General features: G+C 40.3%; 31 protein-coding genes and 1 riboswitch. Of the genes, 17 read left to right on the top strand and 14 right to left on the bottom strand.

The genetic code is table 11. The annotated features are described in order from the left end of the window. Positions 1-26: 26 nt before the first annotated feature. On the bottom strand, positions 27-701 hold the full coding sequence (locus tag QNH36_RS14435; protein ID WP_283905421.1) for a Crp/Fnr family transcriptional regulator: 675 nt from the start codon (positions 699-701) through the stop codon (positions 27-29). 487 nt (positions 702-1188) lie between these two features. On the opposite strand from QNH36_RS14435, the gene QNH36_RS14430 reads away from it, so the two are divergent. Together QNH36_RS14430 and QNH36_RS14425 are read left to right on the top strand one after the other, a co-directional pair. Continuing rightward, a complete protein-coding gene (locus QNH36_RS14430) occupies positions 1189-3108 on the top strand; it encodes an endonuclease MutS2 (RefSeq protein WP_283903701.1) in 1920 nt (639 codons plus the stop codon). A 351-nt stretch (positions 3109-3459) separates the two neighbouring features. Next, positions 3460-4299: a formate/nitrite transporter family protein gene (locus tag QNH36_RS14425; protein WP_283903700.1), complete on the top strand. Its 840-nt coding sequence runs from the start codon at positions 3460-3462 to the stop codon at positions 4297-4299. A 61-nt stretch (positions 4300-4360) separates the two neighbouring features. Here QNH36_RS14425 and QNH36_RS14420 read toward each other — a convergent pair whose 3' ends face one another. Beyond that, complete coding sequence (locus QNH36_RS14420) at positions 4361-4531, bottom strand: XapX domain-containing protein (protein ID WP_144479672.1); 171 nt, start codon at positions 4529-4531, stop codon at positions 4361-4363. Between the two features lie 205 nt (positions 4532-4736). Between QNH36_RS14420 and QNH36_RS14415 the strand changes: the two genes are divergently transcribed. The 3 genes from QNH36_RS14415 to QNH36_RS14405 all read left to right on the top strand — a co-directional run bounded on the left by QNH36_RS14415 (position 4737) and on the right by QNH36_RS14405 (position 6439). Further along, a complete protein-coding gene (locus tag QNH36_RS14415) occupies positions 4737-5912 on the top strand; it encodes an MFS transporter (protein WP_144479670.1) in 1176 nt (391 codons plus the stop codon). 139 nt (positions 5913-6051) lie between these two features. Beyond that, positions 6052-6261: a YozQ family protein gene (locus QNH36_RS14410; protein WP_313959736.1), complete on the top strand. Its 210-nt coding sequence runs from the start codon at positions 6052-6054 to the stop codon at positions 6259-6261. A 19-nt stretch (positions 6262-6280) separates the two neighbouring features. Continuing rightward, positions 6281-6439 carry a hypothetical protein gene (locus QNH36_RS14405; protein ID WP_283903699.1) on the top strand — a complete coding sequence of 53 codons (159 nt, stop codon included), beginning with the start codon at positions 6281-6283 and terminating at the stop codon, positions 6437-6439. Positions 6440-6705: 266 nt separating this feature from the next. Here the strand turns inward: QNH36_RS14405 and QNH36_RS14400 are convergent, their stop codons facing one another. The 3 genes from QNH36_RS14400 to yhfH all read right to left on the bottom strand — a co-directional run bounded on the left by QNH36_RS14400 (position 6706) and on the right by yhfH (position 8170). Next, entirely contained in the window at positions 6706-6957 is a 252-nt protein-coding gene (locus tag QNH36_RS14400) for a transcriptional regulator SplA domain-containing protein (protein ID WP_144479666.1), read from the bottom strand. Positions 6958-7013: 56 nt separating this feature from the next. Continuing rightward, positions 7014-7178: a hypothetical protein gene (locus tag QNH36_RS14395; protein WP_186326832.1), complete on the bottom strand. Its 165-nt coding sequence runs from the start codon at positions 7176-7178 to the stop codon at positions 7014-7016. Between the two features lie 860 nt (positions 7179-8038). Next, positions 8039-8170 (bottom strand): protein YhfH, encoded by a 132-nt coding sequence (yhfH, locus tag QNH36_RS14390; protein WP_285847893.1) that lies wholly within the window; start codon positions 8168-8170, stop codon positions 8039-8041. A gap of 324 nt (positions 8171-8494) precedes the next feature. On the opposite strand from yhfH, the gene QNH36_RS14385 reads away from it, so the two are divergent. The 3 genes from QNH36_RS14385 to QNH36_RS14375 all read left to right on the top strand — a co-directional run bounded on the left by QNH36_RS14385 (position 8495) and on the right by QNH36_RS14375 (position 14091). After that, positions 8495-10654: a PAS domain S-box protein gene (locus QNH36_RS14385; RefSeq protein ID WP_144479662.1), complete on the top strand. Its 2160-nt coding sequence runs from the start codon at positions 8495-8497 to the stop codon at positions 10652-10654. 214 nt (positions 10655-10868) lie between these two features. Next, positions 10869-12929, top strand: a complete 2061-nt coding sequence (fdhF, locus tag QNH36_RS14380) for a formate dehydrogenase subunit alpha (RefSeq protein WP_283903698.1) — start codon at positions 10869-10871, stop codon at positions 12927-12929. Between the two features lie 397 nt (positions 12930-13326). Then, positions 13327-14091 (top strand): 3D domain-containing protein, encoded by a 765-nt coding sequence (locus QNH36_RS14375; protein WP_144479656.1) that lies wholly within the window; start codon positions 13327-13329, stop codon positions 14089-14091. 42 nt (positions 14092-14133) lie between these two features. Here QNH36_RS14375 and QNH36_RS14370 read toward each other — a convergent pair whose 3' ends face one another. Continuing rightward, a complete protein-coding gene (locus tag QNH36_RS14370; RefSeq protein ID WP_144479653.1) occupies positions 14134-14913 on the bottom strand; it encodes a hypothetical protein in 780 nt (259 codons plus the stop codon). Between the two features lie 150 nt (positions 14914-15063). Between QNH36_RS14370 and QNH36_RS14365 the strand changes: the two genes are divergently transcribed. Together QNH36_RS14365 and QNH36_RS14360 are read left to right on the top strand one after the other, a co-directional pair. Continuing rightward, a complete protein-coding gene (locus QNH36_RS14365) occupies positions 15064-15819 on the top strand; it encodes a TraR/DksA C4-type zinc finger protein (RefSeq protein WP_144479651.1) in 756 nt (251 codons plus the stop codon). Between the two features lie 117 nt (positions 15820-15936). Then, positions 15937-16800 (top strand): YihY/virulence factor BrkB family protein, encoded by an 864-nt coding sequence (locus QNH36_RS14360; RefSeq protein ID WP_144479649.1) that lies wholly within the window; start codon positions 15937-15939, stop codon positions 16798-16800. A gap of 57 nt (positions 16801-16857) precedes the next feature. On the opposite strand, the gene QNH36_RS14355 is transcribed toward QNH36_RS14360, so the two are convergent. Both QNH36_RS14355 and QNH36_RS14350 read right to left on the bottom strand, forming a co-directional pair. Further along, entirely contained in the window at positions 16858-17109 is a 252-nt protein-coding gene (locus tag QNH36_RS14355; RefSeq protein ID WP_144480027.1) for a sigma-G-dependent sporulation-specific acid-soluble spore protein CsgA, read from the bottom strand. A gap of 3 nt (positions 17110-17112) precedes the next feature. After that, complete coding sequence (locus QNH36_RS14350; RefSeq protein ID WP_144479647.1) at positions 17113-17313, bottom strand: hypothetical protein; 201 nt, start codon at positions 17311-17313, stop codon at positions 17113-17115. 147 nt (positions 17314-17460) lie between these two features. Here QNH36_RS14350 and QNH36_RS14345 point away from each other — a divergent pair, with 147 nt between their 5' ends. The 4 genes from QNH36_RS14345 (at position 17461) to QNH36_RS14330 (ending at position 20916) form a co-directional block, all read left to right on the top strand. Further along, positions 17461-18594, top strand: a complete 1134-nt coding sequence (locus QNH36_RS14345; protein ID WP_283903697.1) for a zinc-dependent alcohol dehydrogenase — start codon at positions 17461-17463, stop codon at positions 18592-18594. A gap of 162 nt (positions 18595-18756) precedes the next feature. Next, positions 18757-19350 (top strand): class I SAM-dependent methyltransferase, encoded by a 594-nt coding sequence (locus QNH36_RS14340; protein WP_186326831.1) that lies wholly within the window; start codon positions 18757-18759, stop codon positions 19348-19350. Between the two features lie 61 nt (positions 19351-19411). Then, positions 19412-19840, top strand: a complete 429-nt coding sequence (locus QNH36_RS14335) for a ferritin-like domain-containing protein (RefSeq protein ID WP_144479641.1) — start codon at positions 19412-19414, stop codon at positions 19838-19840. Between the two features lie 143 nt (positions 19841-19983). Next, positions 19984-20916 (top strand): c-type cytochrome, encoded by a 933-nt coding sequence (locus QNH36_RS14330; protein ID WP_144479640.1) that lies wholly within the window; start codon positions 19984-19986, stop codon positions 20914-20916. A 43-nt stretch (positions 20917-20959) separates the two neighbouring features. Here the strand turns inward: QNH36_RS14330 and QNH36_RS14325 are convergent, their stop codons facing one another. The 5 genes from QNH36_RS14325 to QNH36_RS14305 all read right to left on the bottom strand — a co-directional run bounded on the left by QNH36_RS14325 (position 20960) and on the right by QNH36_RS14305 (position 25103). Further along, complete coding sequence (locus QNH36_RS14325; protein WP_251540452.1) at positions 20960-21736, bottom strand: energy-coupling factor transporter transmembrane component T family protein; 777 nt, start codon at positions 21734-21736, stop codon at positions 20960-20962. Then, complete coding sequence (locus QNH36_RS14320) at positions 21726-23396, bottom strand: ABC transporter ATP-binding protein (protein ID WP_251540450.1); 1671 nt, start codon at positions 23394-23396, stop codon at positions 21726-21728. Before QNH36_RS14320 ends, QNH36_RS14325 begins: the two co-directional genes overlap by 11 nt. Beyond that, a complete protein-coding gene (locus QNH36_RS14315; protein WP_251540449.1) occupies positions 23380-23976 on the bottom strand; it encodes an ECF transporter S component in 597 nt (198 codons plus the stop codon). Before QNH36_RS14315 ends, QNH36_RS14320 begins: the two co-directional genes overlap by 17 nt. Continuing rightward, positions 23976-24578, bottom strand: coding sequence for a YkoF family thiamine/hydroxymethylpyrimidine-binding protein (locus QNH36_RS14310; RefSeq protein ID WP_144479631.1), 603 nt, complete (start codon positions 24576-24578; stop codon positions 23976-23978). The genes QNH36_RS14315 and QNH36_RS14310 overlap by 1 nt, the downstream gene beginning before the upstream one ends. Before the next feature lie 100 nt (positions 24579-24678). Then, positions 24679-24777: riboswitch (TPP riboswitch) on the bottom strand. A gap of 77 nt (positions 24778-24854) precedes the next feature. Next, positions 24855-25103 (bottom strand): hypothetical protein, encoded by a 249-nt coding sequence (locus tag QNH36_RS14305; RefSeq protein WP_144479629.1) that lies wholly within the window; start codon positions 25101-25103, stop codon positions 24855-24857. 220 nt (positions 25104-25323) lie between these two features. Between QNH36_RS14305 and QNH36_RS14300 the strand changes: the two genes are divergently transcribed. Continuing rightward, entirely contained in the window at positions 25324-25512 is a 189-nt protein-coding gene (locus QNH36_RS14300; protein ID WP_144479627.1) for a hypothetical protein, read from the top strand. Positions 25513-25634: 122 nt separating this feature from the next. After that, on the top strand, positions 25635-25877 hold the full coding sequence (locus tag QNH36_RS14295; RefSeq protein WP_144479625.1) for a hypothetical protein: 243 nt from the start codon (positions 25635-25637) through the stop codon (positions 25875-25877). Between the two features lie 42 nt (positions 25878-25919). Here the strand turns inward: QNH36_RS14295 and QNH36_RS14290 are convergent, their stop codons facing one another. After that, positions 25920-26078 (bottom strand): hypothetical protein, encoded by a 159-nt coding sequence (locus QNH36_RS14290; RefSeq protein WP_186326830.1) that lies wholly within the window; start codon positions 26076-26078, stop codon positions 25920-25922. Between the two features lie 178 nt (positions 26079-26256). Between QNH36_RS14290 and QNH36_RS14285 the strand changes: the two genes are divergently transcribed. Continuing rightward, entirely contained in the window at positions 26257-26679 is a 423-nt protein-coding gene (locus QNH36_RS14285; protein WP_251540447.1) for a hypothetical protein, read from the top strand. Positions 26680-26789 lie beyond the last annotated feature (110 nt).

Genomic DNA, 26789 nt, shown 5'->3' with positions numbered 1-26789 from the left:
TTTATAAGCTTCCTTTTTTTAATGCTTCAATCCATGTTACAGAACTCAATGGGGCAATTTTCACACTGGATTTCACGTTTGAGGAAAGCAAGGTCATGTATGATAATCCTTTTTCTATTAATCGAAATAATTCCTTCGTCCCGCAATTCCCCGAGCATTCGGCTTACACTTTCCCTTGCAGTGCCACAATAGTTAGCAAGATCCTGGTTTGTAATTGGTACATTGATATGGATGCCATCTTCCTTTTTAATACCGTAGCTGTTACTAAGGCGGATCAAAGTGGAATACAAAGCGCCTTTCTTTCCATGCAGGACGAGATCCCTGAATTTAGTGATGGTCCGACGGATATGATCGTTCATCCACTTAAGGAACTGGTATGCCAATTGGCTATTGTTGAATAAGATGTTTTCCAGATTCTCGATATTGATTGCGGCTGCTTCACCGTCCTCAACAACTTTTGCATTGAACAGATACCTTGGCCCAACTGTAAAAAGAGTAAGCTCACCGACGATATCCTTTTTCTTGCACAGCCTTAAAAACAATTCTTTGCCCTCGGCGTTCATCTTGGAAACCTGCACTTTTCCTGAAAGGATGATATACATTTCTTTAGCTTCCAGACCCTCGCGGAATAAAAAGGTACCTTTTTTTAACTTAATGATCTTTTCCGATGCCTTGATCAGTTCGCTTATCTCATAATTCATATTGCTGATATTTTCCTGGCTGGCCACAAAATCTCCACCTTTTTCGACCTTTGGTTAACCCTAATTAAAATGAAATATAAACAACAGGTCAATAGAGAAAATGTGAACATTCTTTTTACAAATCATTTCTCGAAAAAATGGATGAATTTGGTTGACAAAAGAGGCTGAAACGACGTATCCTATTGAGGAGATTATTGATATGTAAGGAGTATGTTCTATGTTAGGTGTCGTTCTTAACTAAACCGTTAATTTCATACGGTCAATCCAGTTTGAAATGAAGCCTTTTTTAGGTTTATTTCTTTATGGCCTGGATTGGATGTTAAGAACAATGAACATAGAAGCATGCTTGATATTTGTGAGCAGAAGCTGTGTGCATATACACAGCTTTTTTTCGTAAATATTTTGCTCACAGCCCAGCTGTAAGCATTTTAAGCCGCTTTGGACTTGTCCATTGCGGCTGTTTTTTATTTTTAAGGAGGAATAAACATTGAACGAACAAACTTACACTGTTCTTGGTTATGACAAAATCAAAGAAGCCATTTCGGGATTCGCTTTAACAGAATCAGGCAGAAAGAAAGCTATGGAAATGGAACCATCCACGAACCTAAAGCAGATTGACGCATGGCATAAGGAAATTTCAGAAGCCATTGAGATTCTAAAAATCAGCTCAAGCGTTCCTATCCATGGTCTCGAAGGCATGGAAGCGGTAATGAATGGTTTTAACAAAGGAATCCCGCTGCGTGTAGATCAACTTGTACAGTTGAACTCATTCATTGACAGCTGCAGCAAGCTCCGCCGATTTATGAGGGATAAAGAGTATTGCGCACCTAGAGTATCCGCCTATGTCTATAGTATTGAGGAACTGCCAGAACTAGCAGCGGAAATCCAAAGGTGTATTCGCAATGGACAAATTGATGATTACGCATCAAAAGAGCTGTTAAAAGTCCGCAAACAAATTGGTATCCAGGAGGAGCGTTTGAAGGAAAAGCTTACACAATTACTGAAGTCAGCAAAACTCAAACCATTTCTTCAGGAAGCAGTCGTCAGCCAGAGGAATGGAAGGTACGTTATACCTGTAAAAAAGGAATATCGAGGGAAGGTAAGGGGGGCTGTGCTCGATACATCGGCTTCAGGTTCAACTCTTTTTGTCGAACCAGAAGAAATCGGCGTCTTTCAGGATCAAATGGAGTGGCTCTTCCTCGAGGAGCAGGCAGAGGTGGAGAAAATCTTATTTGCCCTTACCGGTCTGGCAGAAGGTAAAGAAAAAGAAATTAAGCTTGCGATCGAGACGATGATCCATTATGATTTTTTATTTTCAAAAGCAAAGTATTGTAGATCGATTGATGCAAAAAAAGTCGATATCGTGGATGATCAAGTGATTGATTATAAAAAGGCACGTCATCCGCTTCTTGGCAGGAATGCGGTCCCATTAACGCTCGAGATCGGAACGAACTACCATGCACTTGTGATTACTGGACCAAATACCGGGGGGAAAACGGTTTCTATTAAAACAGCTGGTCTGCTGGTGTTGATGTCCCAAAGTGGATTGCTCCTGCCGGTTGGAGAGGGCAGCAAATCAGGTATTTTTCATAAGATCCTTGTGGATATAGGGGATGGGCAAAGTATTGAGCAAAACCTAAGTACCTTCAGTTCAAGGATTGTGAATATCATTGAGATTCTAGAAAAAGCAAATGACAGGACCCTTGTCCTCCTGGATGAGCTCGGCTCTGGAACCGATCCTGGAGAGGGTATGGGATTGGCAACAGCCATACTTGAGAACCTGAACAATAAGGGAGCGACCATATTTGCTACAACACACTATAGCGAAATTAAAGAATTTGCGGATACACATGAAGATTTTATGAATGGCTCAATGGAATTCGATTTGGAGACATTGATGCCCACCTACCGGCTGCGCATCGGAACGGGAGGCGATAGCCAGGCATTTGCGATTGCCCTGAAGTTGGGAGTGCATCCAAAATTAATAGAACGGGCCCATATGATCACTTATAAATCAGAAAAGAATTATAGTGGTCTGTTTCAAGATAGCAATGAATTAAAAAGGCGGGAAAAGCAGCTGCTCGTCAATAAGCATAAAAGAAAAAAAACGGCCGATGCCAGCAAAACAATAAATCGCTACGAAATGGGTGATAGTGTTTATGTATCAAGTTCAGGAGAGCTTGGGGTCATTCACAAAGGGCCCGACAGTAATGGGAATTATATTGTGCAGATGAGAGATGGAAAAATAGAAGTAAATCATAAACGTCTGAAATTGAACATCCCTGCGGCAGAGCTTTATCCAGAAGACTACGATTTCAATATTTTATTCGAAACCAAAGAACACCGTAAGCTGCTCAACCAAATGGAGCGAAAGCATATTGAAGGAAGTATTATCAGGCAAGATTAATGGATTTTCAAAGGATTAAGGATGATGGGCCCCAAGGCGGCGCGGCTTTGGGAACCAAATAGTGCTGATCCAGAGAAGAATGCAGTATAGATTAATTCATGGCTACTACAGAAAGTTTTTCCTGAATCGCCCTGCTTTTATTGAAATTAGACGCTTAGGGGAAAGCCCCTATGAATTTTAAGAAAGTGACGGTGAAAACCGTTCAAGTTGCATTGATAATGATATGGAAACGCTTAATAAATGGTCATAAACATTTCATGTTTTTTTGTCTTAACAAACAGATAAATCAAGTATAAGATTAAACCAACACAAAAATGTGATTTATTTCACAAACTAAGTGAGGTCTTAAACTTGAGCAGACATCCTATCGACATTGCCATTGGTATTGCTTTGAAAAAGAAAGGTTATTTAAGTGAATCAAAGTTGAAATATTTAATGAGAGCAACACTTGCAGGTGTATACATCGGTTTTGGGATTATGGTCTCATATCGACTGGGGGAGTATTTTTTTGATGCGCATTCACCAGCAACTCCAATCGTAAGCTCGATCTTTTTTGGATTGGCTCTGGTCCTGATTTTATACGGCGGCGGGGAGCTTTTTACTAGCAATACAATGCTGATGACCATCAGTTCTCTTAAAAAGGTGACATCATGGAGGGATACCGCTGAAAATTGGATTGCTTGCTATGCAGGAAACATCGCAGGAGCTATATTTTTTGGGACGGTCATTATGTTGTCGGGGATTTTCCCAACACCTGAAAAAACGCAATATATGATGGAAACCGTAAGCATGAAGATGAATACCCCCGCAATCCAATTGTTTTTCCGTGCGATTCTGTGTAACTGGCTTGTGTGCCTTGCGGTCTGGGTACCTTACAATATTAAGGGGGATGGAGCAAAAATCGGGGTAATGATGCTGCTGGTGTTCGCTTTCGTCGTATCGGGTTTTGAGCATAGTGTCGCAAACATGGTTTTATTTTCGATTGCTCTTCTTGTTGAACATCCAGAGACCATTAGTTTTGGTTTAGGTATTCATAATCTCCTGACAGTTACGATAGGGAATATCATTGGCGGGGCAGTTTTCGTTGGATCAATTTATGTCTACCTGGATGCCACAAAGAATGCCGCAACAAAAAAGCAAGTGGAATCATCCGCTTTCTATGGACAAAACACCTTTAAACAATACTTTTAATATAAGAAAAAATCCGCGGTGACCCCGTGGATTTTTTTGCTAATCCTATTGATGAACGCCTTTATCCTTTAAAGCTGTTCAAAATCCACTCTCCAACAACTCCGCCTAAATAAACGCCGACAATTCCCAGTACACCTGCCAGCACTGGTGGTGCAGGGAGCGGAAGCTTGAGGAATTTAAATAAAATCCCAACGATCAAACCAGCAACCAGGCTCAATATTATTTCTCTCATGATTTCACCGCCTCTTATGGCATGATAGATTAAATCAATAGGTGAGCAGACGTCTGATCACTTAAAACAATATTATTTTAACATGACATAACTTAAATGAAAACGCTTTATTCTTTCTTTATTTTGAATAAAACGATTTTTTCTATTCTTATACTAAAATAGTGGTAAAATATAACTCTACATATTGACATCACGGAGGATTCAGATGGAAAAGCGAATAAAGCAGAATATCCTTACATTACAAGGATTTTATCTTTTTGTATTTTTCGGGATAGGAAGTCTCTTCCCCTTATTAAGTATATATTTAACCGAAGTGGAAAAATTGAATGGCTATCAGATCGGATTAATCTTGTCTGTTGGTCCTGTGATCATGATTTTTTTTCAGCCATTCTGGGGAATGCTTGCCGATATGAAAAATTATCATAATCGACTGTTAACACTTACGACACTAGTAACCGGGATTGCTGCTTTTGGTTATCTCGTGTTTGACAAATTTTTATTATTCTTAATTGCTGCCACAATACTTGCCATTTTCCAAAGTGCAATAATTCCTTTATCAGATAGTATCTCCTTAAAATATACTAGCAAAGTTGGTGTGAATTATGGAAATGTCAGGTTATTCGGATCATTGGGATTTGGCCTGGCGGTTTTCGTAATGGGGAGATTGTCTGAATGGAACCCAGAGATTATTTTTTATGCGTTCTTCCTGACATTAGTGATAGCCGCGGCTTTTTCAGTGAAAATGCCAAAAGAATCCTCTGACAGGTCCAGAAGTCTCTTTTCCGGTATGAAGGATTTATTGCGGATGAAGAAGTTTTTAGTTTTCCTGGGTGTAACGTTCATGATTTTTGGACCAAATCTAGCGAATAATTTTTATTTCAGTCTGTTTGTTGAGGATAGAGGTGGGACATATACAGGGATTGGCATTGCATTTCTTATCGCGGTGCTATCCGAGATTCCATTCATGAGGGTTGCAGGCAGCTGGATCCGCAAATTGGGGCTTCTTCAGGTTGCTTTAATCGCATCTCTTGTATCATTGATCAGATGGATGTTTTATTTTACCGAGCCTGCATTGGGTCTTGTCTATGCATCCGCTGTCATACAGGGATTTTCACTTGGGTTATTCATTCCGGCAGGATTGCAATATATACGCGACATTACACCTCCATATGTCACAGCCACGGCAGTGACGATTTACTCAGCTGTCGGCAATGGGCTGGGTAACTGGTTCTTTACATTTATTGGAGGTATCCTTTTCGAGGAATTTAGCATTTATGTTGTATATTTGTTTTTTGCTGCTTTAACTTTAATTGGCGTTTTGCTGACAGTCTGGCTTTTACAAGAGCATAAAAAAACGTCAATGGAAACAGGCATTCAGTAATTTTTCACCCCTTCTTATATGAAGGGGTGTTTTGGTTTTTTAAACGAATGTCGGGGGTTATGCGCCGCAAGACAAGTGAATTGTGGAGTATGGTTTATGAATTAATGTCAAAAAATAACCTGAGAAAACGAAAGGAGGGATTACCCTGAAAAAAGATAAAAATAAAAGTACAGAAGTAGCTGGCCGTATGTACGAGACCGCGGATTACCAAAGGAATGATGAACTTTCAAATGGGCTTGCCATGACCCACGAACAAGCTAGCGACAGTTATGCAGAGGGAGAAGTAGGCGGGGACATTGAACGCACATCAGCTGCAACTGACGAGTTGAATAGAAGAGGCTACCAATAGGAAGACAGGGGGGATAAGAATGTCCGAAAAAGGTGAATTCCAATCGAACGATCTACAGTATAAAATGCCAGATGCATTAAAGAAAAAGAAAGACTTCGTGTATCGCGTAGGCTATACATCAAGTACGGGGAATCAGACGAATAACGAAAAGGAACCAATTAAAAGGTCTGACCTCTAAAAAACGTAATTGCTCAAAGATAAAAGCACATCCTTATCGGATGTGCTTTTATTGAAAGAGGATTTGTGCATTTAAAGTTTTCCGCGTCGTATCACTTTGTTGGGGGTAAGGGTGCCTTTCTTTAGATAAACAAATCCTCCTTCGAGTGCAGAGCCAATGACAAGTTTAGAAGATGCTGAAAGAACTTTCATGTTCGGACCCTCCTAATAGAAATTGGCTTGCATTTGTAAAATACCCTTTAAAAAGAGGATAAAACCCCGTTTGGGTCACAACGCATCGTAGGGATCTACGGCCTCGCTGCAAGCTTTTTCCGCTGCGGCCTGTGTAGCGAAAAGAGCATCATCATCTTCAATAACATGCAAGGTCTCGTTTAGGAAAAGAGCCAGGGCATTGGGGTCTTTGGGATGTTGAACGATCTCACCGGCCTTGATATTTGAAACAGAAGGTACATGGGGGTTACGGTAAATAACAAAAACTTCATCACCATTTTTCAAATTTTTCGGGTCGATTAAATCCAAGCAGATTCCCTCTTTTCATTTTTGTGGTAACAGATTCCTTTTTGCAAACATCCGAACTAGAGATTTTCATTCTGTTGTTTTATTTCATCTCCAGTAAAAAAAATATTCGCAGCTTCGATATCCCGATGCTCATCTACAGATCCTCCAGGGACAAACCTTTGATTCGGAGTATATGTGGCTTTAAGATTCTTTTTGCTGCTATCCTCTTTTTTATAGTCCATGATCTCACCCCCTGGTATATATAGTTTCTGTAATCGAATTTAGGTTATACCGAAAAAATGAACTTCAAGTTAGAATGAAAAAGTCACCAAATCGTCACGGATGTAAGGGTTTACATTTTATTCAGGGTGGTATACTAAGAGTGTAAGAAGAAAGCCATTAACATCTTAGGAGGCTCAACCAATTGTGTTCGTTCCGTAGTGAACGAAAAAAAGGTTTATTCCTAAAGTTAAGTTAGCTATCATCAGATTGCCAGCATCACCAGCTACAAGAGTTCAACCTTAATCTAGTTAGCCAATAATTGTTTTGATCTTTAATCAGTACAACCAACAGGGAAAGAGCGGAAATTCAGCCTATTCAATTCTGATACGCCGAAAAGAAGCTTTTTACCAAAAGAGGATCCGTTAAGTTGTAAGGATGCTTGGGGAATAACAGATTAAAGACAGATCAAGCAAGGAAAGGGCGAAACGTTAATTAAGTTCTGAATTCTTGAATGCAGCGAACCAGTGTAATGGTGAGTAGGGATGCATGTCTAAATGATGATTATAGCTAAAAACTTCTAAGGGAATAATGAGTCTCTCGGTGATTATACCGAATCATGTGTTTGTTAAGGGTCAATCATAAAAGCTGGGTAAACCCTTTTATGATAGTAGAATCCTTAAATGCGGAACAAACACACATCGGCTATAGTAAGAGGATTTTACAACTCAATAGTTCCAAAAAAGTTTTGGGCTGATGCTGGTTGGGTCTCCTAAGATGTTAAAAAAGAAGCTCGTTTACGGGCTTCTTTTTTCTTTTGACCTGATATTATTCAATTCGCCAACCAAAAAGGCACCTTATAAACAAAAGGTGCCTTTGCTTCTTATTCCTCCTTTTTTGATAAGCAGCGATCACATTCCATCATGTAGGATTCTGCTTGCTCATGCATTCCTTCACCACATTCTGGACAAACCTTCTTTGGCAAGTTGCGAAAAAATTCAACCGGACTCATCATTAGTATTTCCTCCTTTTATAGTACAATTTATATTTTAATTAACCTGTTATAGTACAGTATAAACATAATTTCTGAATTTGTGTAGGCTTTTTTTAAAAAATTTTCAAAATTAGGTGTTTATACCTGTCTTTCCGAGGCAATAGCATAGGAAACTAACTGCAGAAGAATTTATGAAGTTGAAAAATATAGCTGTTATATTACAATGTTCGTTTAAGTCAATAGATAAAAGTGACAGGTTTATTACAAATTATTTAATAACCCCTTTTATTCTTACCATTTTTAACATACAATCGATATGAAACTTTAAGTGAGGAATGATGCTAAATGGATAATCTAGAATTATCCTTCAATCCAATTTTATTGCTGGTTGCGATTTTATTGACAATCATGTCATCATATACAGCACTGGACTTATTCAGTCTAATTAAATCTTCTGATCGGAATAAAAGGTTTTTGTTTCTGGGTGGGACTTTTTCACTTGGAATCGGAATCTGGGTAATGAATTTCTTTGGAATGCTTGCATTGAATCTCAATGTCAATATTTCTTATCGTATTCCGATTACCATCTTATCTATCATTCTGGTTATTTCTTTTACTGCGATGGCATTTTACACAATGACTGGAAAGAATGTTAAAAAGGGCGATCTACTGGTCGGCAGTTTATTCATGGTCCTGGCAGTTATGTCTGTCCACCTTCTGGGAATGTACTCAATGAGGCTGCACTTTACTTATCAGCCTGCGATTCTCCTTGTAGGATTAGCACTCGTATTCGTTTCATTTTACTTTTCATTCTGGATGCTTTTCTTCTCTAAAAATTTCACTCAGGGTTCGCATGGCTGGATTAAGCCTTTAAGTGCCCTGTTCGTGACAGCTGCTATTGTTGAGGGTCACTTTCTTTTAACCAGAGCTTCTATGATCAATCTGAATAATGGTTTAATTGAACAAAGTGGCATACCAGAGTCCTTGATCAGTTACCTGATAGCGTTTATTTCCATCGTTATTCTTGCAGGCTTAATTGGCTCCAGTGCATTGATCAGTAAAAGGCTTGCCGTTACTGACACAAATTTAAAGGATATTACGGACGCCCTTAATATTTCAGCGATTGTTGCCATTACAGATCCTAAAGGCAATATAACTTATGTAAACGAAAAGTTTGTTGAGATATCTGGATACAGTGAAGCCGAGTTGTTGGGGCAAAACCACTCTCTACTTAATTCTGGCCTTCATTCTAAAGACTTTTTCAAAGAAATGTGGAGAACAATAGGGGCAGGTAAAGTGTGGAAGGCTGAAATCCGCAATAAAGCGAAAGATGGTTCTTATTATTGGGTTGATACGACGATTGTTCCGTTCTTGAACAGTAAAGCAAGACCTTATCAATATGTCTCGATACGTTCAGACATAACACAGAGAAAGCAGGCGGAAGCCAGCCTCAAAGAAACTTTGAAAGAAGTCAGTGATATAAATTTTGCCTTGGATCAATCTTCGATTGTTGCTTTTACAGATGAAAAAGGGATCATAAAAAATGTAAATGACAAGTTTTGTGAAATCTCCAAGTATAGCAGAGAAGAATTGATTGGAAACGACCACAGGATTTTGAATTCTGGATTGCATTCTAAAGAGTTTTTTAAAAATCTTTGGAGAACGATTGGTTCAGGACAGGTGTGGAAAGGTGAAATTCGTAATCGGGCGAAGGATGGCTCCTTTTATTGGGTTGATACGACGATTGTTCCGTTTTTGAATGAAAACGGTAAGCCGTATCAATACCTTGCCATCAGGAATGATATTACTGAGAAGAAAAAATCAGAGGAAATGCTGCACCGTCAGGATAAGCTTGCCGCGGTCGGGCAGCTTGCCGCTGGTGTGGCCCATGAAATCAGGAATCCGCTTACTTCAATGAAAGGGTATGCCGAATTCCTCCAGCTCGACGAAACAGACCCACAGCGTCAGGAGTTTATCGAAATCATCCTTGATGAGATTGATCGAGTCAATAATATTGTAGAAGAGTTCATGGTCCTTGCTAAACCGAAGGCGGTTGAACTTGAGGAAAAGAACATCATCCCTATTGTCAATAATGTCGTTTCAATGCTTAAATTTGAAGCGAGAAAGAGAAATGTTAAATTGGAATTTGATGCTCCCGAAGAAATTATCCAGATTGAGTGTGATGAAAATCGGCTCAAGCAAGTCTTCCTGAATTTCATTAAAAATGGAATCGAAGCCATGCCCGAGGGTGGAGATTTAAAAGTTAAAACTGAAATTCAGGATGACAATGTTTTGATATCCATCAAGGATACAGGGGTAGGAATTCCGCCGGATACACTCAAGAAGATTGGTGAACCTTTCTATACTACCAAGAAAAACGGAAATGGGCTTGGCCTTATGGTAAGCTTTAAAATCATAGAGAGCCATAATGGCAGGGTATATATTGAAAGCGAGCAGAACAAAGGAACAACCTTCAAGATTGTCCTGCCCGCTAAAATTGCATAAGAATGGAACAAAGGCAGGAATTATCCTGCCTTTTTCTATTGTCTAAATCGAATATAACTCGAACTTGTATTCCATGCTGCAAGTCAGGGTCAATTTTTGTCGAGAAAATGTTGGTAATATGACAAAAAAATCTCTTTGAATTATCACATCGTCACAAAAATTTAGACTAATATGAATATAGGGGTTTGTATAAAAAGATAACGGAGGGGATACCATGTCATCGATAAGCCAGGTGAAAACTGTTTGTGGTTATTGTGGAACAGGCTGTGGGCTGATTTTGGAAGTGGAAGATAATAAGATTGTAAAAATCAGAGGGGATAAGGAAGCTCCTGTTAATAAAGGGCAGACATGTGTGAAAGGGGCCTTTGCCTATCAATATGTCCATGCGCCGAAAAGATTGAATACTCCATTGATCAGAAAGGCGGGCAAGCTTGTTAAAGCAACATGGGATGAAGCCTATGAGTATATTGCTAGCCATTTAACTTCTATTAAGAAAGATTTTGGGCCAGAAGCAATTTCAATGTTTGCTTGTGCCAGGACTACAAATGAGTCCAATTATGTTACCCAAAAGTTTATGAGAACAGCCATTGGCAGCAATAATATTGATGGCTGCAACCGAACCTGACACGCTCCTAGTGTCGCCGGTCTGGCGACTGTTTTTGGAAGCGGTTTCCCAACCAATACTTTAGAAGATATCGATGATGCCGAGGTTTTATTGCTGATGGGTTCAAATACGACCGAAGCTCATCCGATCATTGGAAATAGAATGAAGAAGGCGGCCAAGAGTGGACTTAAAATCGTGGTTATTGACCCGAGAAGGATTGATATGGTCAAATCCGCGCATAAACATTTGCAAATTAATCTGGGCACAGACATCGCACTGATCAATGCCATGATCAGAATCATCATAACCGAGAAATTATATGACCCGGGATTCATCGGCAAGAATACCGAAGACTTTGATTCCCTGCTGGCAAAGGTTGACCGATACACCCCGGAATATTCAGCAGAAATCACGGGACTGGCCGCAGAAGACATCATCGAGGTGGCACGCCTGTATGCAGCGTCAAATCGTTCGATGATTGCCTATACACTGGGTATCACTGAGCATCACTGTGGCGTGAACAATGTATTCGACATCGCTAACCTTGCCTTGCTCACCGGACATATTGGAAAGAAGGGGTCAGGCATTATGCCGTTACGGGGACAAAATAACGTCCAGGGTGCCGGAGATATGGGGTGCCTGCCTAACCAGCTTACAGGTGCAATCAGTTTACTTGATCATGACTACCGTTCACGATTCGAGAAAGCATGGAATACGGAAATCAGTCAAAAAGTAGGTGATACCCAAACAAGGACCTTTGACAAAATTGAGACTGGTGAGATCAAAGCTCTATATTGCATTGGTGAGAATCCATTGGTGGCAGATGTCCACATGAACCATACCAGGAAGTTACTGGAGAATCTCGATTTATTGATTGTTCAGGATATCTTCATGACAGAAACGGCTGAAATGGCTGATGTTGTGCTTCCTGCGAAATCATGGGGAGAGGTTGATGGCACTTATACGAACACTGATCGCAGGATTCAGCGGGTTCGCACCGCTGTAACCTCACAGCCTGGGGTGAAAGAGGATTGGGAAATCCTATGTGAGCTGTCTTCTAAGATGGGCTATCAGATGAGTTATAACTCCAGTAAGGAGATATGGGACGAAGTCAGGGAACTTGCCTGGGAGATGTATGGTGGAATTTCATACGAACGGCTGGAAAAGGAATATGGGTTACATTATCCGTGCCCAGACGATAATCATCCGGGTACAAAAATCATGCATGAGAGGTTCCATGCTGAAAAGGAAAACACCAAACGCTCCAGCTTCGTGCCTGTCGAATTCACGCCGCCGCTTGAAAGTCCGGATGAGCAATATCCCTTCACACTGACAACCGGCAGACGTTATGAATCGTATAATACCCATACTCAAACTCGCCATTACGCGCCAGGTGTCAAAATAAAGCAAACAGAAGAAACATTGGATATACACCCTGAAGATGCTTTGCGGCTAAAAATAACTGATGGTGAACTTGTCAGGGTAAGTTCCCGACGGGGTACACTCGATGTTAAAGTGAAAATAACTGAACAAGTGGTTCCTGGACTTGTGTTCATGAGCTTCCACTGGTCGGAGGTGCCGACGAACGTCCTTACTCTGAATGAATTTGATCCAATTTCCGGGACAGCAGAATTCAAAGCATGTGCAGTTAAGATTGAAAGAATCGCTTAAAAGAGCAAAAATCCCATTTCTATGGGATTTTTGCTTTTTTTAATAGAAAGGTTAATTGTTTTATCGCCAATGGTCAGATTTTTAGCTTAAATACTTAAGTATCATTCTTTTTTTTTAAAAGTTTAATGTCATGAACAGCGGTTATCTGCTCAAAAAATAAAAACAAACTTCAAGGGAAAAAATGGTTATATAGGAAAAAGATAGAATAATTTACAAAATAACTAGAAAACCTTGATAAAAAGGAATCATATTATTTGAATATTCAGATAATATGACATGTTCTCGTTATAATTCTGTTATTCTCGTAATTCAATTTAAATGTGCTTGTTCTTTTTCTCCGGAAATTCTATGTTACGATAATTCACGTGATAAAAATTAGCCGATGGGAGGCAAACAAATGAAAAAGTCATTATTATCTTTGGTTGCAGCAGCGGCAATTTCTGGAGCTGCCGGCACACAAGCACAGGCAGAGGAAATCGTCGTACATAAGGGGGATACACTTTGGGGTCTTTCTAAAGAATACGGCGTGTCAGTAGATTCATTAAAAAAATGGAATAAGCTTTCAAATGATGTAATCCACCCAAATGATTTATTAGAAGTATCTCCTATTAAATATGCACAGGTGAGAAAAGGGGATACACTTTGGAAAATTTCCAAAGCATATGGAGTTACCGTAGATGAACTGAAAAATTGGAATAAATTATCTTCTGACTTGATCCATCCAGGAATGAAGCTGGCAGTTTATACGGATATGCCTGCTGGAATGAAAGCAGAAAAAACTTCTGCCAAAAAGGAGGCAGCTACACCGGTGGCTACACCTGTATCTGCACCAGCAGAAAAAACAACAACTGCAGCCAAGCCTGCAGCTGCAACGAAACAAATAACTGTTGAATCGACAGCTTATACAGCAAATTGCACTGGATGTTCAGGGATTACTAAGACAGGAGTCAACCTGAAGACAAATCCTGATGCAAAAGTGATTGCTGTTGATCCTTCTGTCATCCCGCTGGGCTCTAAAGTTTATGTTGAAGGCTATGGATATGCCACAGCCGAAGATACCGGCGGTGCGATCAAGGGAAACCGGATTGATGTATTTATCCCTACACAAGAGGGAGCGCTTGAGTGGGGCAGAAAACAAGTAAATGTGACAATTCTTGATTAATATATAGTACAGATGAGCATTGGCATTGCCAATGCTCTTTTTTTATTTTTCCTGATTATTTTCTTTTTTAAACATTTTACCTCTGATTATTTTCTTTTGGGTGATATTTGGCACAATAAGGCTTAAAAGAAAATGTGTGAACTTTGAATACTGGTTTTCAAGCTTTTCAATAATTTCATTAGCTTTGGTTGACAATGAAGATTTTATTTCACCTAATTGATCTGAAATTCCTTCGCCCACAGCATCCTGTTTGCCAAGTTGTTCCATGACCGTTTCGTGGAAAATCCCTTGCAAATCAATGTGTTTTGCAATCATATCCTGCAGTTCTTCCTGCTTTTGTGCTTGAATGACAAGAGCTTTGGTGACATCCTCATACTCGAGCAGTTTTCTGTTTAAATCGATAATCATTGATTGCTGGCAGGCAAGCTGGTCCAATATGGCCTGACTTGTCAGTTCCTTGTTTAAAAGTGTTTTTGAAAACTGTTCATGCATTTCTTCAAGTTTAATCAATTTATCGTCCAGGTCAGAAGCCGATTCCTTTTGTTCGTATATATTCTCGATAACTTTCTCAGATAGGTTTTCCTGCTTTGCCAGTGAGGAAACCAGTGCATTAAAGTGTTTAATTTGTTCCTGTCTGTTCTGTTCAAGGGAGTTGTCAAATTTCATGACACTTCCAGACAACTCATGGTTTAACTTTCGCTGTTCATTCAACAACTCATGCAGGTAATTTAAGCGAAACTTTTCCTGATTTTCTGGATTTTCAACCTCCTTATTTTTGCTGAAAACCTGTGGGGAGACAAATCCATTGACAAATAAAGGCATAGGCATCACTCCAAATAATAAGTTTTCCTACATACTATGAGTTAGGCCATAAAATTGGTACTTGCGGGAGATAACACTTATTACCGTTAATGAAATAAAGCCAAATGCAGCAAGCTAATAAAAACCGTTACTAGGAAAGGGGCAGCAAATATGCTAACAAACGGGCAGTTGAGGGAATTCCAGGCAGATCTACTCAAAAACAAAAATGATCTTGAAGCCAATCTGGATGCTAACGATCATTTCGATTTAAGAAGTGGCCATGCCCACGAATCAACTGGAGAGCTTTCAAGCTACGATAACCATCCGGGAGATGAGGGGACAGAGTTATATGAACGCGAGAAAGATATTGCACTTAACGAGCATGTTGAATATCAACTCAAGAATATCGATCTTGCATTGCAGGCAATCGAGAGAGGAAGCTATGGAAAATGTGAGGTATGTGGAAAGGACATTCCATATGACCGTCTAAAAGCGGTGCCTGAAACGAGGTTTTGCATTGAACACACTCCAGACAGGACCGTATCACATAACCGCCCAATTGAAGAGGGGGTATTGATGCCGCCATTCGGTAAGTTCGATTTGGATAATAAAGATGAAAATGTTGCATTTGATGCAGAGGATTCTTGGCAGGCAGTAGCAAGTTGGGGCACTTCAGAAAGTCCCTCGGATTTCGTGAAACCACAGGATCATTATAATGACACGTATATTGAATCCGAAGAGAATATTGGATATGTCGAGGATTTCGAAAACTTTGTCGGCAACGATATTACCGGTAAAGAAATAACTATTTATCCAAATAAACAGCACGAAAAGTATGAAGAGGAGCTGGACAGGGAAGGGATTATGACATCCTTTGGAGACTTGCCTGCATTCGAACATGACCCATATGTTGAAGATGATAAGTAGATTTTTAAAAAGACCAGGGATGGTCTTTTTTATTTTACCGATATTTTAATCAGGATTAAAACTCCTGAAGTCGGGGAAAAGACAAGCATATTGCAATGGAGAAATGAGGTGCGTTTAGTGAAAGAGAAATTTAAGCACTATGGGAAAAGTTTGCTGGGAGAGCTGAAAAAAGACCGTGCAACTGGACTTGCTGCCCAGCAAGCATATTATTATATGCTGGCATTGTTTCCGATGATGATTTTGTTGATTGCCATCGTCCCTTACTTGAATATCGATCCACAAAAGGCAATCAATGTTGTCAATCAGTTATTGCCGGAAGAGTCTGCGCAATTATTGAGAGATAATGTGGTGAAACTTGTAAGTGAGCGAAATGGCGGACTTTTGACCTTCGGGATCATCGGGACAATCTGGTCAGCTTCAAACGGTATGAACGCCTTTATGAAAGCAATGAATATTGCCTATGATGTAAAGGAAACAAGATCTTTCATCAAAGCGAGGCTTGTCTCAATTTTTCTTACGATTGGTTTGATTCTGGCTTTTGTCATTGCGTTATTGCTCCCGGTATTCGGCAATGTCATCCTGGAAACGATACAAACAATCATCCCAATTCCTGAACCATATGATATTATCTTCAATGTGATCAGGTGGGTCATCGGGATTGTGGTCATGGTGGCAGTATTGACTGGTTTGTACCGAATCGCCCCAAACAAGCATTATCCTTTCAAACACGTCCTGCCTGGGGCAATTTTTGCCACTATTGTCTGGCAGTTGATTTCGCTGGGATTTTCATTTTATGTCAGCAATTTCGGCAATTACTCAGCCACATACGGAAGTCTTGGCGGCGTAATTGTGTTGATGCTATGGTTGTTCCTGACAGGGTTGGCGCTTGTGCTCGGCGGTGAAATCAATGCAATTTACCATCGGGAAAAGACGGGCGAAGAAGCAATTGATGAGGAACATACAGCTTCAGCCAACGGTTAAAAACAGCAGGATTCATTCCTGCTGTTTTTTCGTTTTCGGGAGAAGATTTCCAGATTTTCAATATAGAAGCTCATATACTTCGTTTAGCTGATAGGCGCGTTTTTCATCCTGTTCATTATTCGCATACTCAATCGCTTCCGGTAAGATCTTATTCAAAAATTCTATTTCCTCAGCTGTCAGGACTTTGACAAAATCACCTTCAGAAGCGTAATTTTCGCTTTCTAACCTTTGATAGATTTTCTTGCTGAGTGGATATGTCTCTGTATAATTGGATACAATTTCACGAAGATAGGCCTGTGTTTTTTCCATCATCTACTCCTTGAAGTAATTTCTGAATTCTTCCGGATCAGTTGGTTGATCAGATTGGACATAAGGATTTTCCTCTGTGACTTCACTGGGATCCAGGCTGGTCTTTATGACCAGTTGCGGGCCTGTTCCCGGATTTGCATGCACCCTGTCTGTCATCTCCTTGAAGTCAGGAAGACTGTTACTGCCAGGCTGTTTCGGTTCCATTTCATAAACACCTCCATTCAATAAGTTGCATTATTGCCAGATCAATTATGTATTGAGCTAATTATTGGAAAAACTTCCAAACGTGTTTTTTACGAATAACGATAGGGAAATCTTTAAATGTATTAAATAGGAATGGGGTGGCGAATATTGAAAGCAGTTACGTACCAGGGTTCTAAAGATGTCCAAGTCAAAAATGTAGAGGCGCCGAAAATTGAGCATGAAAAAGACATGATCGTGAAAATCACTTCGACAGCGATTTGTGGGTCCGACCTTCACCTCTACCAGGGCAATATGCCGCTGCGGCCAGGCTACATCATAGGCCACGAGCCAATGGGGATCGTTGAAGAAGTAGGACCAGGTGTCGAGAACTTGAAAAAGGGAGTCAGGGTCGTCATTCCATTTAACGTTTCATGCGGTGAATGTTTTTATTGTCAAAACCAAATGGAAAGTCAATGTGATAATACAAACGAGTACAAAGATACCGGTGCTTATTTTGGTTACACCGAGCAATACGGTAATCATCCAGGCGGACAGGCAGAATATTTGAAGGTGCCGTATGCTGATTTTACTTCTTTCGTTGTACCTGAATCTTGTGAGCTTGAAGATGAATCTTTATTATTTTTATCGGACGTTATACCAACAGCCTGGTGGAGTGTCGAACATGCAGGTGTGAAAAAAGGGGATACTGTCATTGTCCTGGGAAGCGGACCTGTTGGACTAATGACTCAGAAATTTGCCTGGATGAAAGGGGCAAAACGAGTTATTGCAGTTGACCATCTTGATTATAGGCTTATGCATGCCAGGAAAACAAACAATGTAGAAATTTTTGATTTCACTCAGGAGGATGATCCAGGGAAATTCCTGCAGGATCTTACGAATGGCGGGGCGGATGTCGTCATCGATTGTGTAGGGATGGATGGGAAAAAATCAGTGGTGGAAAAAGTTGAACAAAAATTGAAGCTGCAGGGCGGAACGCTTTCTGCGCTGGAAATTGCGCATACAGCTGTGCGCAAATTTGGTACAGTCCAGCTTACCGGTGTATATGGATTAAGATATAATATGTTCCCGCTTGGCCGATTTTTCGAACGTAATATTACGATGAAAATGGGACAGGCTCCGGTCATTCATTACATGCCAAAGCTTTTTGATATGGTTGTGAATGGAGAATTCGACCCAACTGATATCATTACCCACAAAATCCCGCTCGAAGATGCAGCGAAAGGGTATGATATATTTAACGACCGAAAAGATGATTGCATAAAAGTAGTTTTAAAACCATGATAAGACTTACTAAGGCAGCCTGATAACGGCTGTCTTTCTTCATGTCCAAGATCGTATTCGCGTTATCAATTGTTTCTTTAAAGGATATACCTGGCCTGGCATTAGCTATCAGGGGCCATTTTTTATATAATGAGGGAAATAAAACAGCGAGGAGCTTTTATTGTGGCAAAATTATTTGCTTCTTTTTATGACACGCTAATGAGTCCGCTTGAAAAAAGATGGATTGCGCATGTGAGGAAAAATATCATTTCTGGTCTAGAGGGGAAAATACTTGAGATTGGTGCAGGTACAGGGGCTAATTATCCATATTATTCAAAAGGAAAAGTGGATAGGCTTGTTTCCATTGAACCAAATCCGTATATGCTTGAGCAGGCACAAGAACAAGCTGAAAAGAATGGTTTGCAAGTTGAATTCCATAAGGGGATGGCCGAGTCGCTTCCATTTAGTGATGGAGAGTTCGATACAGTGGTCGCTACTCTAGTTTTATGTTCCGTCGAGGAACCCCGCCAAGTATTTAAAGAAATGAAAAGAGTATGCAAAAAGGGAGGCAGGATTGTCCTATTCGAACATGTAAGGACGGAATCCAAATCCCTTGCCGCCCTGCAGGATTTCCTCACGCCTGCTTGGAAGAGACTGTGTGACGGCTGTCATTTGAATCGGGATACCGGCCGTTACATGAGAGAATCCGGAATAGAGATGACAAGAGAAAAGAAATACTTCAAGGGTATCTTCGTTGAATACGAGGGAAAAGCATGATACAGGCACATCAGTCAGATCCTCTCCATACACTGTTATAAATAACTTGGGGAGGATTGAGATGTATCCTTATTATGATCATTATAGGCAAAATCAAAAATTAATCAATGACATAACCAAAGCCATCAATGGAGAATATACTGCTACGAAGTGTTACGCTGAGCTAGCAGCAATGGCACCGAATGAAGAACAGAAAAAGCGAATCAATGAAATATTGAATGATGAAAAAAAACATTTGCAACAGTTTTCTCAAATTTATTCCGCTCTTACGGGAAAGCAGCCTCAGCTTAAGATGACTGAAGAGTGCGCGAGGACTTACATCCAGGGACTTGAAGCATCCTTTAATGATGAACAAGTGACGGTAGATTTTTATCATGAAATTGGTGATGAAGCTGCCGACCCGGTCATAAAAGAGGTTTTCAGACGTGCGGCATATGATGAGCAAAACCACGCTGTATGGTTCCTTTATTTTTACGGGAAAGAGAAGTAGGAGCTGGAGAATTCCAGTTCCTATTTTTATAGTTTTCACTATTTTTACATATTTAATATATAAATAATGAAGCGTTTTATACTAGAATGGGTATAGGGAAAATGAAATGCAGATTTGGAAATGTTACATAGGGAGGAATAATTATGAAGAACAGTCTAGCAATTATTATTGGTTTTTTAATCTTTGGATCTTTATTTGTCGGCTGGAAAATCAGTCAGGATCTCGGACCTGCTGAAACAGCAACTGCTCCTCAGCAGTCAGAAGGGACAGCAAGCAATACCATTGAATTCAATCCGCCAAGCATGGAGGATGTTCCAGATGGGCCGCTGGGTGAAAGCATCAAATATGGATATGACTTAATGATGGAAACAAATACCCTCGCCGATGAGTATGTAGGCAATAATTTATCCTGTGCAAGCTGCCACGCAAACGGAGGCACAGTCAAGGATGAGGCGCCAATGATTGGGCTCACTGCTGTCTATCCAGAGTACAGGCCTCGTGAAGGAGAAGTATATACACTTGAAGATCGAATTAATGGCTGTATGATCCGCAGCATGAATGGAAAGATGATTCCTGAAGACAGTAAAGAAATGAGAGCGATGATTGCTTATTTGCATTATATGTCTGAAGGAGTACCTTCAGGGGCGGATATTCCCTGGAGAGCTGCAAAAGAGCCAAAACAATTTCCTGTTCCAAGCATAGAGGATGGAGAAAAGGTTTATGCACAATCATGTGCGGCTTGCCATGCAGCAGATGGAGGAGGAACTGGTACAAATACTGGGCCGGCTGTCTGGGGTGAACATTCCTTCAATGATGGAGCGGGAATGTCACGACTGACTAAAATGGCAGGATATGTCCAGAAGAATATGCCTAAGGGACAGGGAGGCACTTTGACTGACCAGCAGGCAATCGATGTAGCGGCGTATATCCTTTCACATGACAGACCAGAATTCACTGGGCATGAAGGAGACTGGCCAAAAGGCGGCAGACCAGCGGATATCATGAATAAAGAAAAACGTGAGCAGATTAAGAACGGAACAATCGACTGGGAAGCACTGGTTAGTGTAAAGAAATAAAGACGGGACAAACCCAGCACCTTTAATTAGGTGCTGGGTTTGTTCATAGCTGACCATTATAGAAATTCAGATAGCCGAACAGAAAAGAAACAGTTATGCTGATAAATACAATGCTGACGAGCACACAGGAAAGCAGCCAGTCTTTTTTTGAAATAGTGATGATATGATAATACTCTCTGTTTTTATCCCCTGTAAAACCTTTTGACTCCATCGCAATCGCTGTTCTCTCTGCTTTTCTGATCCCGTTTGCAAGCAAAGGGATGGTATATTTCTTGATTTGCCTGATTTTATCCATTATGGTTCTTGATCTCCCTGCTCCCCGCACAAGGTGAGCATTCCTGATAATCTCAAACTCTTCCTTTATCAAAGGAAGGAATTGATACCCAGCCATGATGGAATAGGCCAATTTGGGTGATAGCCTGCATTGCTGCATCAAACTGTGAAGAAAGCGGATGGGATTTGTCGTCAGGACAAATAAAAGTGAGAGAGAGGCGAAACTCAATATTCTTAATCCCAGTGCCAAACTTCGCAGGAGACCCTCTGAAGTGATCGAAATGAACTGCCATTGCCAGATGATATTGTCTCCAGGATATGTCCGTGGAAACAAAAGGGATGACCAGACATAGACAATACTCATAAAAATGAAAGGTGAGAATAGCAGAATCCATCTCTTTAAGCTGACTTTGCCCAAAACAAAAGTGATTGCTACCGTTAATATAAGACTAATCAATGGAGTGATGGGATCAAAAAACACAGAAAGCATGATGATGCCGATCAGGACACTAAAAGCCTTCAAACTGGGATTCATGTTATTTAGCAAGATAACTTCCCTCCAGATACATTTCCAGTTCCTTGACGAACGGCAGCCTGAGGTTAGCCCTGGCCAATAGATCTGATTGGCTCCAAAGGAGATGGGGAGTATCGTAAAATAGCATTTTTCCTCCGTCCATCACCAACACTTTATCTGCATGCTGCTCGATGATATCCATATCATGGGTGATCATGATGATACAGCCTGTTTCGGGTAAAGACTTTTTTATGAGATCAATCAGTTCTTTCGCTGTATTGGCATCCTGGCCGAATGTTGGTTCGTCCAGGAGAATGACTTCCTGACCATTGACGAGCATCGTCGCTACACTTAATCTCCTCTTTTGACCCTGGCTTAATGAAAAGGGGTGGCTGTATTCCTTATCCTCCATCCGCAGGAGTTTCAAAATTTCTTTTAATCTATCGTTTTGCTCATGTTTGTTTTGCCCCTTCAAGCTATAAAAGATTTCCTCTTTTACTGAATCCGTGATGAATTGATGTTCCGGGTTTTGGAAAACATAGCCCATTTTTCTCCATTTAGATGTTTCAAGCCAATCATCTAACCATTTTCCATAAAATTTTATTTCTCCTTCAAATTCGAGAAGGCCTGACAGACATCTTGAAAAGGTCGTCTTGCCCGAGCCGTTGGATCCTGCTATTGCTATAAATTCCCCTTCCTTTATAGACAAACTGATGTTTTCAATGATTGCTTTGTTGGTTTTTACATAGCTGACACCATTGGTTTCGAAAATGAATGCAGAGTGATCGTCTCTTTTCCTGTGCTCTTTACCTGAGAGGAGCTGGAGACATTTTTGGAAATCGTCTGTCTTCCTGATGATTTCAGCGATTGTAATGGGCAGGGAAGAGGTTGTGAGCAACCCGGCATTTCGCAATCTTAAACCAGCATCTACAGCCCTGGGGAGCCAGATTCCTTCCTTCGCCAGCATTTCTGCATAATCGGAAAAACAAATCCCTTCAGGTCCATCAAATATCAATTCACCCTCAGTGTTTAAAATCAGGCAGCGATCCATAAAATCCTGCCAATAATCAAGATTATGTTCGATGACAAGGATACTGAATGGGCGTTGCTTTTTCAAGCTTTTTAGCGTCCTGACAAGTTCAAAACTGGAGGCGGGATCAAGGTTTGCAGTTGGCTCATCAAGGATTAGCATCTCTGGCTCCATAGCCAGTGCACAGGCAATCGCGAGCTTTTGTTTTTGTCCTCCTGAAAGGCTTTGTATCACACGCTTCTTCATGGGAAGCATATCCACCAGTCCAAGAGCATTACGTATCCTTTGTTCAAATTCGGTTCTCGGAAGCCTGATGTTCTCAAGTATAAAGATTAATTCTTCTTCAACTGTCTGCATGCAGAATTGAGAATCTGGATCCTGCATGACCAAACCGATTTTTTGATTGATCTCTCCAGGAGCGAACGAGGAGATCTCAAGGCCTTTATATTGGATGCTTCCAGTTTTGATTCCGCCGATAGAGTCTGGATAAAGATTATTTAGACAATAAGCGAGGGTGCTTTTCCCGGAACCGCTTGGACCAAGTATAAAAATGTTCTCATTTTCATTAATATTAAAAGAGATATTTTCAAGTATGGAATCGTCCTCAAACTTGAAGTTTAAATTGGAGACTTCAAGCAAGGGAGTCTTATGCTGGCCGCTCATCGGCAAGCTTTTCCTTTCTTGCTTCTTTTCCAAGAGGGAAGCTATTCAGTGCCCCGGTCCTGGCAAGGCTGTCACTTATGTATTTGCCTGATAGTCCGGCTAGCAGTGCCCCGCTTAATAATCTTACAAAAAACATTGCTGCCACATAGCCTGGGGATAAAGCAGAAAATCCTCCCAAAAAATATCCCCAGACAAAACTGGTGATGGAAGATCCCATACCTGCAGTAATCAGTACCCATGTTGAGTAGTTTTTCCATTTTGTTGCGGCGAAGACTGCTTCAGCTCCCAGTCCCTGAATAAGACCTGCAAGGATCAGTCTTGGTCCTACGGCATTTCCAAGCATAACTTCTATTATGGCCGCTATGGTCTCTGACAGTACAGCTGCTCCAGGCTTTCTGATGATATAGGCAGCGATGATTGAAACAATGAACCAAATACCAAAAATCAAATCATAGCCTATCATACCGAATAACCCGACCAGAACATTTCCCACCTGTAAAAAAAGCAGGTACACGACACCGAAAACGACTGCAAGGACGGATAACACAATCACTTCACGAAGTTTCCAATTTTCGATCATTATTTTGCCTCCTTTCTTGAAGGACTATTTGCTGACATGGTTACAGTCATTACAATATGGGAAGAATCACTGGACCTCGCTCCGTCAAATGCTTTTTCTAAACCAGTGAATACCTGGTTCGCATCCCCATCAAGCCTGGAGGCATAATGCACTCCGCCACCGAACACACCTTGTTCCTCAACGGTCTTAATTTGATCCATGATTACCTCCATATAATTCGCTATTCCCAGTGGATAGAGTGCGAACTGGCAGGCAACTTCCTGGCTGATGCTGTTTGAGAGTTTTTCATTTAGCAATATGGAGTCTTCTGCCATCAAGGTATCGCCTGCAGAATCGCCAGGGCATCCATTTGAAAAGGTAGCATTCAGGACTACATGGTCTCCGCCTTTTGAAGCATTTAAAAAGATTGCTTTAACAACATCAAATACATGTTCAGACCGCCCGCGTGCACAGGTGCTAATATCATCTGTCTTCATCCATACTTTTGTTGTGTCTACTTCTTTCAGTGCTGACAGGATTATTTCCACGAATCTGTCTGACATGGGGTAAATCGAAAATCTTGCCCCAGTAATCTCGCTTGTACCGCACAAATTCTTTTCCATTTTCTCAACGACTCCCTTTTTTTAAGTCTCGGAAAAACAAAAACTGCATCCAGCGTGATGGATGCAGTCGAATACTATCGCTTATAAAAAAGGGGAACGATGAGTTTCTCCCGCACTTCCCCACGCTGGTATTATCCAGATCGAGTAATAAGGGTCAGAACAAAGTTCTTCTCAGCAAAAAGCTCCCCTAGTGCAAAAATCTATGCAGTTGTTGTTTCCAAAATTATCTTAAAGCAATTGTCCGGAATTGTAAATGGTTAATTATTTAAAAATAAATCATTCATAATCCTGGTGAAAAACCTTTCTAAGGCGGTATTCATCCAGAGTACCAAGTTCACTGTTGAGAAGCAATTCCATTTCCTCTAATGCACTTTTCGTAACCAAAGGATCACTTATGGCCCAGTTAACAGTATAAACGAAGTAATAATCTTTGATTTGGCGGAAAATAACTACGGAGTTAGGATACTTGTCAAATTGAGCTTTAATATTATATCTTTTTGTGTATGACCATATTGTCAGTTTCATAGATTATCTCCATCTTTTATCTTCTAAAAGGCATATATTTATAAGATACCCCTTGCGGATGGGGCGGAAACTGGTTCCGGGAACAACATAGTGTTTTATACTGAAGGAATATGCTAAAATAGAGGTCGTTGCAGTATAGTTAGCGACATATATCTACATAATATCAGATTGCTAGCAGATAGATAGAAGTTTTTGAAGGAGTTGGAGGGAAGTCAGCATTATGAATGAAGCCCAAAGGATTCAGTTAAACGTCAGGGTATCCAAAGAGACCTCGGACAAGCTTGATGAAATTGTAGAATACTATCAGGAAAATACGAAAATTGGCAGGATCTACAAAGGTGATGTTTTGACAGATATTATCGAAAAATCATATGAAATCATGCTCAAACAGAAGAGGCTGAATAGATAAAAACAGTGTGACAAATTGTCAATGAGTAAATGTGGCAAAATATTGAACAAAATAGTTGCGCTAATCAATAATTAGTCGTATTATTTAAATAATCTGAATAAACGATAAGGTGGTTATTGATTATGATGCGTATGGCAATTGCAGGTGTAGCCGGCTTTGTCCTTGTGTTCATTGAATCATATATTGTCATGGTCCTAAAAAATTATGAAGCGATCGATTTTGGGGGGATCGCCCCGTTTGTCAGTGTCTGGACAATGAATTTTTTCCTTGTTTTCTCAATTTTGACCCATATTAAATTTTGGTATGAAGACCGTGAAGCTCAGCGTGAAGAAGAAGCTGCAGAAAGAGATAGGTTCATCAGTTAATTAAGACGGAGAAAGGCAAAATCGCCTTTCTCTTTTTTTTTATTATGCATTTTCCCCATTTTCAATTCGGTCACGTTCTGCTTCTTCAGCCGCAATCCTTAATTCCTGGAAGAATAGCTGATCATTGCACACCATGCTGTGCTGCTGATCATGTTCAAGTTCCTGTTCAGATTTAATAATGTTGTTTTGCTCTCTTTTCACTTGATTCATCCTCCTTACTTTAAACTTCTCAGTGTTTAATTTCCCTTACCTGCAAAAATCATGCAAACATATTTCTATTTTCAAAGTATTTTCCCAATACCAATATTTATACAAACCTTTAATCAAGCTTGGCCGGATGAGGAAGACTATATCAAAAATAGTAAAGGAGTTAGCCCAAATGGAAGCCATTTATTATTATGATGATCAAGTTCATTATCTTAAAATTGAGATTTTAGCAACTTCTAAGGAATCATCTTGGCAGGCTTACGTTTTTGACGATAATTGGAATGATATCCTTAGCAGTGCTTCATCTATATCCGAGAGGTTCACAGAGACAATCGAGTTTGCTAAGGAAGCATTTGGCATCCGAGGAAGGCTATCTATAGTGGAAGATCTTCCTCTTGATAACTCGCTTAAGGAGGCATTGGAGATAATGTTATTCCATTTGCAGGCATTGCTATTTTCGTCAGCTATCTTAGTAGAAAACGACTGCGAAGCATTGGAACGTTATGGTTTTACAAAGGAAATCACAGCTGAGGGAAGAACTTTTTATCTCCTCGTCTCTGATGAAGCGGAACAGGACTCATGCAGGTTTTTATAAGCCAACACGAGCAAGTTGATTTATAAGAATGAAGCCTTTTCTTTTCTAAATGAAAAGTCTTTTTGTATGCAAGAGCAAAGATTATTGCCATGGCAGTGTTTTAAAAAACA

The sequence above is a fragment of the Mesobacillus sp. AQ2 genome, assembly GCF_030122805.1.
GTDB lineage: Bacteria > Bacillota > Bacilli > Bacillales > Cytobacillaceae > Mesobacillus > Mesobacillus oceanisediminis_A.
The sequence above is the reverse complement of the archived record's forward strand: the minus strand, read 5'-3'. Positions and strand labels throughout refer to the sequence as shown.